Genomic DNA, 16,294 nt, shown 5'->3' with positions numbered 1-16,294 from the left:
ATAGCCGCGATACGGTACGCGGCCTACTATCGGGAACCACCATGTGTACGGCTCCAGCGAGTCGCGCGGCGCCGCCATCAAGACGTGCACGACCGCGCTCTGATCCACGGGCGCGATGCTTTGATACGCACCGCCGACATCGAGGCCGAGTTTGTCAGCGGCGAACCTGCGCACCGCGAGCACGGTCTCCAGCTTCGCGCGAATGTCCGCCGGAAGATCTCCCCGCGCGAGCGCATCGTCAATCGGCTTGCGGTTCCACAGAATTCGGCCTTCTTCGTACGCGGCGCGTGCGAGGTAACCCGCGTAGCATCCGCCGAGCACAATCGGCGCGAACAGCAATGCCGCCAGGCGCAGCAGATATGCCGCCTGAAGTCGCGCCCGCGCCGTCCGCAGCGTTGTGCCAGCCACTGCTCCGTCCACCAGGCCGGCGTCAGCCCGCCACAAGGCGGTCGCTGTTTGCCATTGCGGCGTACTGCAATTCGAATAGCCGGTAGTAGAGTCCGCGCTGTGCGAGCAGTTCATCATGCGTGCCGCTTTCGCGCAGCACGCCTCCGCCCAGCACCATGATCCGATCTGCGCGCTCGATGGTGGATAGCCGATGCGCGATTACGACCGCAGTGCGCTCTGCCAGCAACTCATTCAGCGCCAGCTGGATCAGGCGCTCGGTCTCGCTGTCCACGCTCGAGGTCGCTTCATCCATCACCAGGATTCGCGGGTTGTACGCCAGCGCGCGCGCGAACGACAGCAGTTGGCGCTGCCCCCCCGAGAGGTTCGCGCCGCGTTCGCGAATCTGCTCGCCCAGTCCGCCCGGCAAGCGCTCGACGAATCGCAAAGCCTGCGCCCGCCGCAGCGCGTCGCGCACCTCGGATTCGCTCAAGTCGGTTCGCGAGAGCCGGACGTTTTCCAGCACATCGCCCGCGAACAGGAACACGTCTTGTTGCACGTATCCGATTTCGCGGCGAAGCGCGCCAAGCTCCCACTCGCGCACATCGACGCCGTCAACCAGGATTCGTCCGCCGGTCACGTCGTACGAACGATTCAGCAGCTTGATGATCGTGGTTTTGCCCGCGCCGGTCGGCCCAACGATCGCGATCTTCTGTCCGGCCTCGACGGTGAAGCTAAGGTCCTTCAGTATCGGTTCGCCGCGGCGGTATTCGAACGTGACGTGGTCGAACACGATTGCCCCGCGCGAGACCGCCGGCTGCTGCGGATGCGCAGGAACGGGAAGCAGCTTCTCGCCTTCCATCAGGGCGTGGATTTTCTCGACCGCCGCGAGCGCCGATTGGAGCGCGCTGTACTTGGTCGAGATCTCGCGCAACGGCATGAAAAACTGCTGAGCGTACTGGATGAACGCGATCAGCGTGCCCAACGTCACCAGGTGCCGGATCACGCTGCCGCCGCCGATCCACAGTATAACCGCGACCGTGATCGAACTGAGCGCCTCCACCGATGAGAATTGGGCGGCCTCGTAAACGTTGGCCATCATCTGCACGTCGCGCGAACGCCGGTTGAGCGCATCGAACTCGCGGCGGCTTTCGCGTTCGCGCGTGAACAGCTGTACTACCATCATCCCCGCCAGCGATTCGGACAGGTAGGCGTTCAACGCGGCGAGACGGTCGCGTATCTGGCCGTACACGATGCGCGATCTCGAACTCAGAAAATAAATTACCAGCGTCAGCGGCGGAATCGCGCACAGCGCCGCCAACGCCAGCCGCGGACTCAAGGAGAACATGATCGTCACGATGCCCACCAGCGTCATTGCGTCGATGAATATCGTCAGCGAGCCCGCCGCGAACATATCGTTGATCGCATCGATATCGGTCGTCATTCGACTGACCAGCCTGCCGACCGGCGTGCGATCGAAAAACGACATCGGCAAACGCTCGACCTTGCGAAACAGCGCCATCCGAAGATCGGACAGGCTGTACTGCGCGACCATCATCATCAGGTAAAACTGCGCGTAGAACGCAGCGAACTCGCCGATCACCAGCAGCAGATACAAAACGCCCATCACGAACAGGCCGTGTCCGCCCGACGCGCGAAACAGCATCGCCAGCCATGCGGGTGGCCGTGCGCCGTGCGAGCCCGACAGAAATTCATCAACCGTGAGCTTGATCACGTATGGCTGTGCGAGCAAAAACGCCGTGTCCACCGGCATCATAAGCGTCGCCAGCCAGAACAGCCGCTGGTATGGACGGATGAACCCCCACACCCATCGCACCAGCGTGGCATCGTAGATGCTGACGAGCGGTTTTTCCTCGGCGACCTGCATCTCAGTAGCGGCTCAATTCCTCTTCGAGTAATTGGCGACGGAACAGCTCTGCGTAAATTCCGCGGCGGCCCATCAGTTCCTCGTGCGTGCCGCGTTCGGCAATCTCCCCGTCCTCGAGCACCACGATCTGATCGGAGTCGCGCACCGTGGACGCGCGATGCGAAACCACGATGGTAGTGCGGCCCTCTACGCTCTTCTCGAGGCTGTCCAGCACCGCCTTTTCGGTTTCGGTATCGACGCTCGACAGCGCGTCGTCCAGCACGACGATCGCGGGATTGTAGGCGAGCAGCCGCGCTATCGTGACGCGTTGCTTCTGCCCGCCCGACAGCGCCATGCCGCGTTCGCCGACGATCGTGTCGAGTCCATGCGGCAACACCGCGATATCCGGCTCGAGTCCCGCGATGCGCGCGGCGTTCTGAATTTCAGCCACCGGCGCGTCGGTCTTGCCGAATGCGATGTTGCGCGCGAGCGTGTCCGTGAACAGCGTCGGCTCCTGCGGGACCATTCCCACGGTTCGCCGCAGCGCGCCCAGCGCCATCTCCTCTACGTCGCGGCCGTCGAGCAGTATTTGTCCCTTGGTCGGTTGCAGCAGCCGGGCCAGCAGCTTGACCATCGTTGATTTTCCCGAGCCGGTGCGGCCGACGATTGCGAGCTTTTCTCCCGCGCCCACTTTGACGTTGATGTTCTTGAGCGCGTACGGAGCCTCTCCGTTGGCTCCGTCGTCATTATTCACCAGGTAGCTGAACGACACCCCTTTCCATTCGACCGCCCCATTTATCTCGAGCTTGAGATCCTCGCCCTCGACGCTGTCGGCCCCGCGCGCGTCGAAAATCTCGTCGAGACGCTTCATCGCGGCCTTGCCGCGCTGATAAATCGCCAGCATGTATCCAAGCATGATGGTCGGCCACGCGAGCTGGCCCAGGTAGCTCAGGAACGCCACCAGCGATCCGAGCGACATTCGCCCGTTCATCACCAGCGACCCGCCGTAAATCAGCACGACCATCGTCGAGGTCGCCGCCGCACCGCGAATCATCGGCATCATCGCGCCGCGCGTGCGGGCCAGCGCGAGACCCTGCTCGTTGTAAGCGTCGTTGATTTTGCGGAACAGCCCGGCCTCGTGCTCCTCGAGCGTGTACGCTTTCACCACCGGGATCCCCGCCAGGCTCTCCTGCACCTTCGAGCCGATCGCCGCGAGCCCCTCCTGCACTTTGAGGCTGCGCATCATCATACTGCGCATCAGCCAGCGAATCGCGATGAACAGAACCAGGTAGGGAATGATCGCGAACAACGTCAGGCGCGGGTTGAGCGAGCTCATGAAAGCCAGCGCGAGTCCGTACATCAGCGGAGTGTTCGAGACCGACAGCACGAACATTCCCGCCATCATTCGAACCGCGGTCAGGTCGTTGATCATTCGCGACATCAGGTCGCCGGTTTTGAACTTCTGGTAGAAGTCGGTGCCGAGCGTGGTCAGATGCTGGAACAGATCGTTGCGCAAGTCGTATTCGATATCGCGCCCGACGTTGAAGATAACGAAGCGCGAGAACCAGCGGACTATCCCCAGCATCAGCGCAAAAAGAATCATCAACTCCGCGTAGTGCGCGACCAGGTCGAATCGATGCTTATCGGTTGCGTTTATCGCGCCGCGGATGAACAAGGGAATGATCATCGCGAGCGTGGCGTTCGCGAACGTGCAAAAGATTCCGAATGCGTAACGCAACCGGTAGCGTCGCGCGTAAGAAAACAGTCGTTTCATGGGCTGCCGGTTAAATTATCAGGTCTGCGGCGCGAGTGAAGTGGCTCGGCTGCTCTCAACATTGGGTGCAGGGGTCACCCCTGCCGAAGGAAGCGTGAAACCCACCGCGGGTTTCACATTCAATTAAGTGTATTTCCCCCCTGTATCCGATTTCAGCCGGCGCTCGTAGAGCTTCGCGTATTTCAGAAATACGTAGAACGCCGCCGTCATCGCTGCGTACAATCCGCGTCCGCCGTCGCGAAACCCGCCGCGGATAATATAAAAATTGAAAAATCGCCACGCCGGATTCAATATCATTTTGAACGGCGTGAACGCGTTGGGCTCCTGCTCCATCGCCGCCCGCGTGCTGAACCGGTTGATCGTCGCCACGTGATCCGCGATATCGCGGTAGCTGAAATGCAAAATCTGCCCGTCCAGCCGCTCGACCCGTCCCTCGACTACGACCTTGTCGTGCGGATCGCGGCCGCCTATATGCCCGCGCTCGCGCCGGAACAGACGCACCGGCGTGTCCGGATAAATCGCGTGCGAGTAGTAATGCCCCAGGTGGTACAGGATGCGCCGAATGCGGTAGCCGTTGGCGGCGGCCGGCGATGATATCGTGCGGATAATTTCCTCGCCGAGGTCGTGCGTCGCCTGCTCGTCGGCATCCATCAGCAGCACCCAGTCTCCGGTCGCGCGATCGAGCGCCATCTGCTTCTGCTTCACGTAGTTCGTGAACTCATGCGGGACGACGTTGGCGCCAAGGCTGCGCGCGATCTCGACGGTTTTGTCGGTCGAGAAGGAATCGATGATGATTTTCTCGTCGCAGAACCACGCGCTCTTCAGGCACTGGCCGATCAGCGCCTCTTCATCGCGCGTAATCGTGATCAGCGAAATTTTTGGCCGTTCTGACATCGGCTAAAGTGCGTGCTGCGCTTCCGATCGGTCGAGTCCTTCGATCACTTGCGACGCAATCGACTTGAATGCTGCGCTCACCGGATGCGCCGGGATGGCCGCGACGATCGGGCTGGCCTGGTCTCCCCCTTCGCGCAGTTCGCGAACCAGTGGCAGCTCGCCCAGGAACGGCACGTTGAGCGAACGCGCCAGCGCGGCGCCGCCGCCGTGTCCGAAAATCTCGTGGCGATGGTTGCACTTGCGGCAAACGTAATAGCTCATGTTCTCGACCACGCCGAGCACCGGCACGTGCACTTCCTCGAACATCGCCACGCCGCGCTTGACGTCGAGCAGCGCGAGCTCCTGCGGCGTCGTCACGATCACGCCGCCGTCAAGCGCCACGCGCTGCGTGATCGTCAGTTGCGCATCGCCCGTGCCGGGCGGCAGGTCGAGCACCAGGCAATCCAGCTCGCCCCACTCGACGTTGAACAGAAATTCCGTTTCGAGCTTGGTGACCATCGGCCCGCGCCAGATGACCGCGGTCTCGTCGTTGATGAACAGGGCCATCGAGATGTAGCGGATTCCGTACCGCTCCAGCGGAATGATGCGCCGCTCGGGCGTGAGCGTCACCGCCTTCTCGACCCCGACCATCATCGCCACGCTCGGCCCGTACACGTCGGCGTCCATCAGGCCGACGCGCCATCCCAGCGCATGCATCGCCAGCGCGAGGTTCACCGCGACCGTCGATTTGCCGACTCCGCCCTTGCCGCTGGCTACCGCGACGATGTGCTTGACGCCCGCGATTGTGCGCGGCTGCGCTATCCCGGCCGCAACCCTCGGCGCGCTTTGTGCAGCCTGCTCGATCTGCACGTTGACGGCCGGCACGCCCGGCATCGCCGCAACCGCCGCCTTGACGTCGGCCACGATTTTCTCGACGACTTCGGGCTTGGCCGACGCCATCGTGATCGAGACGGTCACGCTTGCGTATGCGACTTCGATATCCTTGATGATCCCGAACGACACGATGTCGCGGGTGAAGCCCGGGTATTTTACTTTCTTGAGTTCGGCGAGAATTTCATTTGGACTCGGCATTGTGCGGATCGGACCTGTCGATGGTTTCGATTAGGATACAGTCACGCTATCAAAGCGTGGCGCTCATGTTATCATTCCGGAACCGCCGGAAAAACGACGGGCCGAACGCATCGGGAGTTCTATAGGAAGTGAGCAAAGCAGGCGTCGCCGCCCCCTTCTGTCCCCGGGTCCGCTTCAGCGGCGCGGGCGGGGAAGTCGCGGCGCTCGCTGCTGGCGATCTGTCGAGCGGACTCGCGGCGATGCTCGCCGCTGCGGTCGGAGCGTCCGCGGACGCGTCGATGCCGCGAGCCGAAATGAGAATCGACCTCGGCGATTCGCCGGTTTGCGCGCCCGCAGCCACTACCGAACTCGAAGGCGACAGCTTCGACGTCTCACGCGAAGGCGGCGGCGCTGGATCGATAGTGATTCGTGCCGGGACGGAGCGCGGACTAATCCATGCGGCATCGAATCTGCTCGAAAAGCTCGGCGCACAGTTCCCGCCGGGCGTGGCGCCATCGTATCCGCGCATCGAGAGTGCGCGCCTTGCCGCGCTCGAACCCTGGCGCGTCACGCCCGCCTTCAAGCGCCGCGCATTCGTGTCCGACATCATGACCTGGAACTACAACTTCGCCGATCGCCTCGATTTGCATCTTCGCCACGACCGCGAATTCATTCCATGGATGGCGCGCCGGGGAATCAACGCGTTCTCGTACATCCGCCACCCGCACGACACGCGCCTCAAGATCGACCAGGTAGCGCCGCTGCTGCGCGAGCGTGGAATAGACGTCGAATACGGCGGCCACGTCCTGCAACTTCTGCTGCCGCGCAATCGCTTCGCGGAGCACCCGGAGTATTTCCCGGCCGGCGATGACGGCGCTCGAATCGCGCGCGGCAATCTCTGCGTCTCCAATCCCGACGCCGTTGCTATCGTCCGCGCGGGCGCGCTCGCCTACGTTCGCGAGCATCCCGAAAACAGGTTGCTGCACATCTGGGGCGCCGACGTGGCGCGGGGCGCGTGGTGCCGATGCGGCCGATGCCGCGAGCTCGCGGCGCAGATCCAATACATGGATGTCGTCAATGCAATTGCCGGCGCACTCGCCGAGGACTCCGCAGCTCCGCCAATCGCCTATCTCGCCTATCACGACACCATCGATCCGCATCCCGGCCTGAAACCGCTCGACAACGTATGGTTCGAATGGGCGCCGCGCGAGCGATGCTACAGCCATGCGATCGACGACCCGGCCTGCGAGATCAATCCGCGCTACCTCGAATCGCTCAAACGCTACATCGAGATCTTCAACGGCCGCGGCCACGTCTTCGAATATTACGCCGACGCGATCCTGTTCGGCGGTTTGGGCTTCGCGACGCCCGCGGTAGTGGCGCGCGATCTCCGCGCCTATCGCCGGTTGGGGATCGCGAGCATTTCGTGCCTGACTTTTGGCGCGTACAGTGCGATGGCCTATCCTGTGAACCTCGAGGCATTCGTTCGCGGATCGCGAGATCCCGATTTCGAGCCTGACGCAACTTTAGTTGAGACGTCCGCCGGTCGGCATCCGCAATGCGCCCCCGAGATGGCCGCTGCCTATCGCGCGGTCGAGCGCGCGTCGAAGCTCTGCCTCGACTATGCCGACGTGATGCACCCGGTGATGCCGCCCGAAAAGGCCGTGCGTAAGCGCGACGAACTGCGGGAAGCCGCCTTGACGTTCAACGAGGCGATTGCCGCGGCCGATCAGATTGCGCTGAGCATCGATACCCCCCTCGTGGACGCCGAGAAGGATCTCTGGCGCTACAGCAGCGACGTGCTCGCGGGACTGTCTGACTATCTGGGGGCGCTCGGAGAGGCGGGCGCCGATCGCCGGGTACGTGGCAAAGCCGCCGTCGCGAAAGTTACGGGCGCGATCGAGCGCATCCGCGAGATTGATCCCGAAATCAAGGGTACCTGGGGTGCGTACGATCTCGAATGGATCTGCGAGCTATGGCTAAGCGCGCTTGCGCGCCGGCTCGATGAAGACGGAAAACCGCCGGAGGAACTGTTCTGATGGACGCTGACAATGGATTCGTACTGTCGCCGGAACTCAGCGCGCTTCGCGACCAGGTGGGGAAGATAATCCGCGAGGAAATTATCCCGATCGAAGCGCGAATCGATCCCGACGCGCCCGAGATTCCCATCGATGAATACTGGCCGATCGCGCGCAAGGTGCAGGCGGCGGGGATGTGGTGCATGGGTGCGCCGCGCGAGTATGGCGGCGGCGGCCTGGGCACTTTCGACATGTGCGTGCTGACCGAGGAAATGGCGCAGCATCGCATGGGACTCTACAACCCCGGATGCGGGGTCTTCGGGCGCACTCCCCCGCCGGTGATTTACGCGGGCAGCGAGGAACAGAAACGCACTTACGCCAGCGGAACGATCAAGAATGCCTGGCACACCTTCTTCGCGATCACGGAACCGTCGGGCGGTTCCGATCCGGCCGGCGCGATCCAGTGCAAAGCCGTTCGCCAGGGCGATACCTACGTCCTCAACGGCACCAAGATTTTCATCTCGCACGCGCACGAGGCCGAGTGGGGCGTCGTCTTCACCCGCACCGACGCCAAGGCCGGCCGCAAGGGAATCACCTGCTTCATAATCAAGAAGGGCACGACGGGATTCACGCCGCGCCCGATTCGCACGTTGCGCACCTCGGCGGTACCCAACGAAGTTCAGTTCGAAGACTGCGTCGTGCCGATCGAACAGCGCCTCGGGCCCGAGGGCGAGGGCCTGAATCTATGCCTCGATCTGCTGACACGCCTGCGCTTTCCGTACTCGGCGTGCAACGTGGGAGTGGGTGTGGCTGCGCTCAGGATGGCGATCGATCATGCCAAGCAGCGCACCACGTTTGGCGAACTGCTTGCCAAGCGGCAGGCTATCCAGTGGATGCTCGCGGATTCGGAGGTCGAGCTGCGCGCGGCGCGATGGCTGACGTGGGAAGGCGCATGGAAGGCCGATCGCGGCGAGGATTTCCGCACCGAGGCATCGATCGCAAAGCTCTATTCGAGCGAAGTGCTCGGCCGCGTGATCGATCGCGCCGTGCAGATTCATGGCGGCTACGGCGTCAGCAAGGAGTTCCCCATCGAGCGATGGTACCGCGAGGCGCGAATCCGCCGGATCGGCGAAGGCCCCAGCGAAGTGCATCGGATGGTGATCGCGCGCTCGCTTTTGCGATGAAGACCGAAACAAGGAGCGCCGCGATGAATCCGCCGGGGTTGCCGCTTGACGGAGTCCGCGTGATCGACCTGGGCCAGGTTTACGCGGTGCCGTACTGCACGCTGCAACTCGCCGCGATGGGCGCCGATGTCATCAAGATCGAGCCTCCCGTGACCGGCGAAGTGCTGCGCCAGCCGAAAATCCCGCCGGGCGGCGCCGCTTACTCGTTCCTGATGCTCAACGCGAACAAGCGCTCGGTCACGATCAATCTGAAAGATCGGCGCGGCTGTGAAATCCTGCTCAAGCTGCTCGAGGACGCCGACGTGCTCGTCGAAAATTATCTTGACGGCGTGATGGAGTCGTTCGGACTGGGCTACGAGCAGATCGCCGCGCGGTTTCCGCGGCTGATTTACGCGTCGGGCAAGGGCTACGGCTCCAACAGCAGGTACGCGAAGCTTGGCTCGATGGACAATACCATCCAGGCGTCGTCGGGATTCATCAGTGTCACCGGATTCCCCGACCATCCCGTGAAGACCCCCGCCACTCTCATCGACATGGGAACCGGGAGCCATCTGGTGAGCGGAATCCTGGCCGCGCTGATCCATCGCGGACGCACCGGCCGCGGACAGCATCTCGAGGTCGCGATGCTCGACGTGGCGATCGCCGGGCTGACCAGTGCGGTTGCGCCCGCGCTGCAAGGGATGAAGTTCAAGCGGATGGGAAATCGTCATTGGGGCGCGTGCCCGACCAATCTTTATCCCGCGCGCAACGGCGAGATATTGATCTTCTGCCTGACCGAAGCGCATTGGTGCACGCTGGCGAAATTGATGGGGCGCGATGAGCTGATCGCCGATCCGCGATACAAAAATCATGGCGCACGCCTGAAGATTGCCGACGAACTCGACGCGATGGTCTCCGATTGGACGCGAGCACAGCCGCGCGACGCGATGGTCGAGGGACTGATCGAGGCGGGAATCCCGTGCGCGCCGGTGCGCTCCATCGAGGAAGTGATCGCCGATCCTGAAATCGCTCAACGCCGGATGCTTATCGACAGCGACTTTCCGACTCGCGGCCCGATCCGCGTCGCCGGCACTCCGATTAAGATGTCCGCCGCGCCCGAAGAGGATCGGCCGACGAGAAGGCCGCCCGAGCTTGGTGAGCATAACGCCGAAGTGCTCGCGTCGATCGGAATTGGCGCCGACGAACTCGAACGCCTCAAGCGCGCAGGAGTAGTGTAAGTCGGATGCGGGTTGTGCAGTTGGTGGGGGAGGGGCGTGGAGCGGGGCGCGGGCGTGTCCGCGCGGCAATCCGGCGCGCATCGGCGGTCGTGTTGGCGCTTGCGATCTCCAATGCGCTGGTCGCTTGCGAGCCTACACAATCAACTGATGACTATTCGGCGGCCGGCACTGGCACCCCGGCTCAGGTCGGGAAACGGCCGCTCGAGCTGTCGCCATCGGAATTTGCGGCCGACCTGATCACGCCTGACGGAATTCGCGTCAAAACCAACGGCCAGTATAAGACCGAGGTCGTGCGCAACGCCGCGGCCCTTGCGATCGATCGTTACTGGAGCGAAGTTCGCTCCTGCGCGGCCGGCGTGGAAAGGCCCGGTGACGCGGATGTCAGCTACCTGAGCGACGAGTTCCCGCGCCATCTGGCGGTTGAGATTGCGAACAACTGGAAGGTCGTCGAGGGCCCGACTACGCATCGCAGGATGCAGGCGTTTCCGTCGATTGCGCGGCCCGGCTCGTGGGCCACGGCGCGGCGCCAGGAGGATGCGCTCTATATCGTGGTCGTCCCGGAACTGAACGGGCTTGGTCCGCAGATGGTCAATGAGCTGAATCTGTGGCTGATGAGGAATGCGAACGTGCCGCCGACGGGGAATTTGCCTGGCGCATGCGCGTCGGTCGCGTGCGTGAGATTCAACTACAACAACGCGCCGTCACAGACATGGAACGAGTGCCGGCAAGGCTAAGAGTGAGGAGGAAATTCACTTGATTGAATGCGGAACCCACCGTGGGTTCCGCACCTCCTTGGGCAGGGGTGACCCCTGCACTCAGTAGTGAGAAGAGAGGATGCGGCCTGACGGCCTGTTAGAACTTTCTTTGTGTCATCCTGAGCGCAGCGAAGGAACCCGGATCCGGGATTCTTCGCTACAGCAGCTTTCGCTCTAGAATGACACGGGCGGTGCGCCGCAGGGGCTGTGACCCCTGCACGCAGTGAAAAGAAAAGATGCGGCCTGACGGCCGGTTAGAACTTTCTTTGTGTCATCCTGAGCGCAGCGAAGGAACCCGGATCCGGGATTCTTCCCCTTCGAGTACTCAGGGCTTCGGCTCAACCTCAGCAACTTCCGCTCAGAATGACACGGGTGGTGGGCGGCAGGGCTGAGCCCTGGACCCAGTGTTAATCGAAAAGTCCGCCGAAGCGTCCTTTTCTCTCAAGGCTGAGAGCGAAAGCCCGTCCTCGGGATTTCGCGATTTACCCTGCGCTGTCGCCGCCGCGACCAGCGGTCACTCCTGCCACGCGGACTCTTCTATTGGGTAGTCGCGAAAAGATGCGCTGCGCAGATTTTCGCGTCTTCTCACTGCGGGTGCAGGGGCTGCAGCCCCTGCCGAAGGAAGTGTGAAACCCACGGCGGGTTTCACAGTTAATTAAGTGAATTATCTCGCGTCGATGCCCTGCTGGTTCCTGGGGTGACAAAAAACACACATTTTGGTCTGGATAACGTGACATTTTGATGCTGACTACCGCGATCGCGATAGTCTCTTCCGAATGGAATCGCACGACGGCGCAAGGCGGCGGGCGACTGCGCGGCGCTGGTTCGAACTCGAGCCGCCCGCGCCCGAACGATTGCGACTGGAGACCTCGCCGCGCGTCTCGACGGTCGCGAGTTACGTGTTCACCCATGCGGCTGAACGCTCGTGGGAACTTCTCAATCAGCATCTCGCGCAGCCGCAAGGCGCCGTGTTCTGGATTGGCGGACCGGCGGGATGCGGCAAGACGCATTTCCTTGACTACGTAATCGCGCTGCAGCGGCAGGCGGGCGCACTCGACGCGCAAAACATTCGGCGCCTGGTGTGCGGCTTGGAGCTGGCCGGGCGAATGAGTGCGGCGGAAGTCGAGTTGTTCCTGCTGAGCGTCCTGGCCGAGCAAATTGGCGGCGACCCGCGCTCGTCGGGCGATCTTTTCCGGCAGATGCGTGGTGCGGCCGCGTTGAAGGTGGGGCTGGAGACCGCGCGGCGGACGGGAATCAGGGCGATAACGGTCGCGATAGATTTCGCAACGTCGCAATGCGAGTCGGCGGCGGACTTCTTCAGGATGCTGGCGCAAGTTGCCGCGTCGTTTGGCGATGTAAAGTTCACCGTGATCGCAGCCGGGCGCGCGATGGCTCCGGAAGCCACCCGTCCGCTTGCGGTGGCGCCGCGCGACGCGGACGAGGAAACGATTATCGCGGTGCGGCGCGCGCGGCGGCTGGTCGAGGACGCCGAGCTCGACGCCGGCGTCGCGTACGCCGGAATAGATACGGCAGGCATGGCGCCCGCCGCGATTTTCCCGTTCCATCCGGTGGCCCTGAGCGCGCTTCGAGCGATCGCCACCGGTCCCAGGCCGTCCGGCGAGAATTCCGATGCCGCCGCGATCGTATCGCTGTCGCGGCTGGCGCGCGAAGCGTTGTCCTCGCCGGTGTTCGTCGACGCGGGCGGCAACGACGGCGAATCGCCGGCGCGGCTGATCTACCCGCCCGACCTGACGATGAGCGCGGTAATTTCAAACCAGGTCAGCGCGATCCTGGCTGAAGCCGGACGCGCCGCGTGGAAGATTGCGCGCGACCGGATCGCCGATCTGGATGGGTACGAGAAGGATCTCGCGCGCGAAATAATCGACTCGCTGATCATGGAGAACGTGTGCGGCGGCACGGCGGCGCTGGCGATCAAGGAACTGAAGTCGCGAGTGCCGATGGTCGCGCGCGGCGGTATCGCCAATGAGCGGGCGGTTGCGGCGGTGCGCGAGTTGTTGCGCCGCCTGGAGGTGTCCACCGGCGGCGTGATCCGCTTCGAGACCGACGCGGCCCGCTTCGACCCGCAGGCCGCCGGCGCGCCGGAGCTCGCGGCGTTTAACGCGGTGCTCGAGCTGGCGCGGCGATTCGATCCGCGGCTTGCGCTCGCGCGCGACCGCGAGGAACTGGACGCACGGCTGAAACGACTCGAAGCCGCGATGGCCGACGCGGTCGAGGCGGCAATCGGCACGCGAATCGTGCTGGCGGCGGCGCTTGCGGAAGCGAACCTCGAGATGCCCGCGGCTAATCGCACGGCGATCGCGGAATATATCGGGCTTGCGGAATCGGGCGCGGCGGCGATGCTCGAGGCGGCGTCCGATCGAGCGTATCTCGCCTCGGCGATCCGGATTGCCGGCGCGTACGAGGCGATCGCGGCCGCTTGCGAATCGATCCCGCGGATGCGCTCGATGCGCGAGTTTCTCAATGCGACGGGGCTGCGCGCGGCGCCGGGCGAGGCCGGCTTATTGGAAAGTGCCGCGCGCGAATCGGCGGTCGTTTCATTGGAGACCGAGTGCGAACTGCTCCGGGTGGAACTTGGGCCGCGAATCCTGACGGGTCCGCCGCGCAGTCTGGACGCGCTGGAAGCGCGGTTTCAAAAATTCAAATGGACGTACGTGCAGTGTTACCTGAGCGCGCATGAGCGATGGCGCGTGAAGATGGAGCGGCTGGAGCTGGTGGCCGGCGACGCGCGGCGTTACTTCGACGCGCTCACCCGGCTCAACGCGATCGCCGCGCTGGGTCCGCCCGAAGGCGAGCATCTGGGGGCGCGGGTGGTGGAGCTGGGCGCGCGCGTGGTGCGATGCGAGCTGAAGGACGCAATCGCGCCCGAGACGACGCCGCGATGCTCGAGCTGCGGGTTTCAACTGGGCGCGGCGCCGCCACAGGCGGAACTCGAAGAAGCGATGGAAGGGATTCGTCGCGCACTCGAGATCAAACTGGCGGCGCTCTCGCAAAGCATGATCGCGCGGCTGATTCGGATTCACGACCGCGAGCATCGCCTCGAAGGATTTCTGAAGATCACGCAAGCCGCGCAGACCGACGCGCTGGTGCGGGTGCTCGACGAAAAGCTCGCGCGATACCTGGCGCAGGTGCTCGATGAGAATGAAACAGCCCGTCCGCGGGTTCCCCGGCTGCGCAGACTTCGCTCGGGATAACGGAAAAAAACCAGCGCGCGGGAGTCCGGTTAGCGAGCGGGGGCTTTGCGCTTTTTCGGCTGGCCGGGAGGAAACGCGCTCGCGCGTTTGCGGCGCGGGCGAACGTTGAGACGATCGAGCAGGCGGAAGTAGGAATCGCGGACGATTTCCAGTCCCCAGAACAGGGTCAGACCCAGCGCGCGGCCAACTCCGCCAGCGACTTCCCCGACCAGGCGGGCACCGCGCAGCGGCTGGATTTGAAACTCGACGCGGTCTTTATCTTCGACGGTTTCCATCAGGGTTTAGAGTAAGTTGCCAGGCGCCCGGATGCAACCATCGCGCGGGCGCCTGGCGAAACTGTTATCGCGTCGGCGAACCTCGAGAACGAATCGACTACGGTGACGGCGACGCGGCGGGCGCGGCGGGCGCTCCGCTGTCGCCTGCGGCAAGCAGCGTGATCTTCACGTCGTCGAATTGCGCCTGCGAATCGTCGCGCGCCCACAGCCCGATTTTTCCTTTGGCTATTTTGCTGTCGTCGAAATCGAAGATCATCTTGTCATCGTCGTAACACATGAAGTGCCCGCCCTGGACCGTGACCTTGAGCCGGTACCAGGTGTCTTTGTCGGTGGGCACCACGTTCTGCTTGAGCGGGACGATCTGCCCGTTGGTCATCCGCGACAGCGCGAAGTAATCGCTGGGGCATCCCGCGGAAAGCAGGTAGAAGTTTTTGTCGTCGACGAAGCGGAAGATGAGACCGCCGGAGCAATCGAAGCGTCCGCCGGCAGATTTGAACTGAGCTTCGAGAGTAAAGTCGGAATACTCAGTCGGATCGGTTTGAATTGCCATTGGGTAATACTCGAGCGCGTTGGTCAGCGACTTGAGCAGGCGGCCCGCCGGCAAGCCGAAGGTATTGGGCTTGCTCGGCGCGCTCGGATCGGCAATCACCTGCCAATCGCCTTCAAGCGGTTTCCATCCCTCGGGCACGGCGCCCGCTTTGTCCTGATCAAAATTCCACACGTGAACATCAGGGGTCGGCGTGGCGGTCGGCGTCACGGTTTCGGTCGGCGTCGGAACCTGTTTCTTTTTTTGCTTCGAATGAGCGGCGGGGCTGGTAACCAGCACCGTCAGTACTATGCCTGCTGCTACGACTGCGGCCGTTCGCAGCCAAGAATTTCCCGTCTTCATCTATCCTCTCTCTGCCCTGATGAGCTTTAGGGTCCTTAATTCTTAATTTGATGGATCGACTATGGAGTCGGCGCGAGTTTCGCCAATCAGTGGCGTCCCTGTCAAGCTGAGCTTTTTTCAGGGAACGCGCGGACCGCCCGGCTGCCCGGATGCCCCCGTAACCCGGGCTGCCCGCCGAATAGTAATTGGATGACCTTCTTTCGCTTTTTCTTCGATTACTAACTATTCGATCAAATAGTCAGTTTATCTCATCGCAGGATCGGCGAATTGCTTGACTGAAGTGGGGAAGAGTGGGATGTTGTGGGACGCTGGGGAGGAGACACGGTGTTCAACGGTCGCTTCGACCATTCGATCGACGAGAAAGGGAGGGTGAGTATCCCTGCCCGATTTCGCGAAGTTCTCCAGCGCGAGAATCACGATCGTCTTTATATCACGAATTTTCCGTTTGACGGAGAGCGGTGCCTGGCGCTGTATCCACCGAGTCAGTGGGAGACGCTCAACGCGCATCTGCAGACCAAGCCGAGATTCGATCCGCGGGTGCAGGTGTTCGAGACGCTGATCATCGGCGGAGCGCATGAGGTGCCCGTGGATCGGCAGGGACGGATTTTGATTCCGCCCAAGCTTCGCGAATATGCGGGGCTGGATCGCGAGGTGACGTTTTCGGCGCGGCAGGATCATTTTCAACTTTGGGACAAGCAGATCCTCGAGAAGGTCTTGAAGGCCACCGAGGAGAAGATAATGGATCCGGAATTTTTTTCGAAGCTGGGTCTGTGAC

General features: G+C 62.8%; 13 protein-coding genes. 6 read left to right on the top strand and 7 right to left on the bottom strand.

Features of this window, described 5'->3' with window-relative positions:
• From ABSB13_RS01240 to ABSB13_RS01220, 5 genes are all read right to left on the bottom strand, one after another.
• Positions 1-408, bottom strand: a 408-nt coding sequence (locus ABSB13_RS01240) for an aminopeptidase (RefSeq protein WP_428104791.1), incomplete at its 3' end; no start/stop codon positions are given.
• Positions 409-430: 22 nt separating this feature from the next.
• Complete coding sequence (locus ABSB13_RS01235; protein ID WP_428104789.1) at positions 431-2,272, bottom strand: ABC transporter ATP-binding protein; 1,842 nt, start codon at positions 2,270-2,272, stop codon at positions 431-433.
• Between the two features lies 1 nt (position 2,273).
• Positions 2,274-4,025 (bottom strand): ABC transporter ATP-binding protein, encoded by a 1,752-nt coding sequence (locus ABSB13_RS01230; protein ID WP_428104787.1) that lies wholly within the window; start codon positions 4,023-4,025, stop codon positions 2,274-2,276.
• Between the two features lie 123 nt (positions 4,026-4,148).
• Positions 4,149-4,919: a glycosyltransferase family 2 protein gene (locus tag ABSB13_RS01225; RefSeq protein WP_428104785.1), complete on the bottom strand. Its 771-nt coding sequence runs from the start codon at positions 4,917-4,919 to the stop codon at positions 4,149-4,151.
• 3 nt (positions 4,920-4,922) lie between these two features.
• Positions 4,923-5,990 (bottom strand): Mrp/NBP35 family ATP-binding protein, encoded by a 1,068-nt coding sequence (locus ABSB13_RS01220; RefSeq protein WP_428104783.1) that lies wholly within the window; start codon positions 5,988-5,990, stop codon positions 4,923-4,925.
• Positions 5,991-6,118: 128 nt separating this feature from the next.
• On the opposite strand from ABSB13_RS01220, the gene ABSB13_RS01215 reads away from it, so the two are divergent.
• The 5 genes from ABSB13_RS01215 (at position 6,119) to ABSB13_RS01195 (ending at position 14,355) form a co-directional block, all read left to right on the top strand.
• Positions 6,119-8,008 (top strand): DUF4838 domain-containing protein, encoded by a 1,890-nt coding sequence (locus tag ABSB13_RS01215; RefSeq protein ID WP_428104781.1) that lies wholly within the window; start codon positions 6,119-6,121, stop codon positions 8,006-8,008.
• Entirely contained in the window at positions 8,008-9,171 is a 1,164-nt protein-coding gene (locus ABSB13_RS01210) for an acyl-CoA dehydrogenase family protein (RefSeq protein ID WP_428104779.1), read from the top strand. Before ABSB13_RS01215 ends, ABSB13_RS01210 begins: the two co-directional genes overlap by 1 nt.
• Positions 9,168-10,388, top strand: a complete 1,221-nt coding sequence (locus tag ABSB13_RS01205; protein ID WP_428104777.1) for a CaiB/BaiF CoA transferase family protein — start codon at positions 9,168-9,170, stop codon at positions 10,386-10,388. Before ABSB13_RS01210 ends, ABSB13_RS01205 begins: the two co-directional genes overlap by 4 nt.
• 92 nt (positions 10,389-10,480) lie before the next feature.
• Positions 10,481-11,122 (top strand): hypothetical protein, encoded by a 642-nt coding sequence (locus ABSB13_RS01200; RefSeq protein ID WP_428104776.1) that lies wholly within the window; start codon positions 10,481-10,483, stop codon positions 11,120-11,122.
• 797 nt (positions 11,123-11,919) lie between these two features.
• Positions 11,920-14,355, top strand: a complete 2,436-nt coding sequence (locus tag ABSB13_RS01195) for a hypothetical protein (RefSeq protein WP_428104774.1) — start codon at positions 11,920-11,922, stop codon at positions 14,353-14,355.
• Between the two features lie 29 nt (positions 14,356-14,384).
• Here the strand turns inward: ABSB13_RS01195 and ABSB13_RS01190 are convergent, their stop codons facing one another.
• Complete coding sequence (locus ABSB13_RS01190; RefSeq protein WP_428104772.1) at positions 14,385-14,630, bottom strand: hypothetical protein; 246 nt, start codon at positions 14,628-14,630, stop codon at positions 14,385-14,387.
• A 97-nt stretch (positions 14,631-14,727) separates the two neighbouring features.
• Positions 14,728-15,519 (bottom strand): 3-keto-alpha-glucoside-1,2-lyase-like domain-containing protein, encoded by a 792-nt coding sequence (locus ABSB13_RS01185; RefSeq protein WP_428104770.1) that lies wholly within the window; start codon positions 15,517-15,519, stop codon positions 14,728-14,730.
• 324 nt (positions 15,520-15,843) lie between these two features.
• Here ABSB13_RS01185 and mraZ point away from each other — a divergent pair, with 324 nt between their 5' ends.
• Entirely contained in the window at positions 15,844-16,293 is a 450-nt protein-coding gene (gene mraZ, locus ABSB13_RS01180; protein WP_428104768.1) for a division/cell wall cluster transcriptional repressor MraZ, read from the top strand.
• The last annotated feature ends 1 nt before the right edge of the window (position 16,294 follow it).

It is taken from the genome of Binatus sp. (SeqCode) (assembly GCF_050013435.1).
In the GTDB taxonomy this organism is placed as follows: Bacteria; Desulfobacterota; Binatia; order Binatales; family Binataceae; genus Binatus.
The sequence above is the reverse complement of the archived record's forward strand: the minus strand, read 5'-3'. Positions and strand labels throughout refer to the sequence as shown.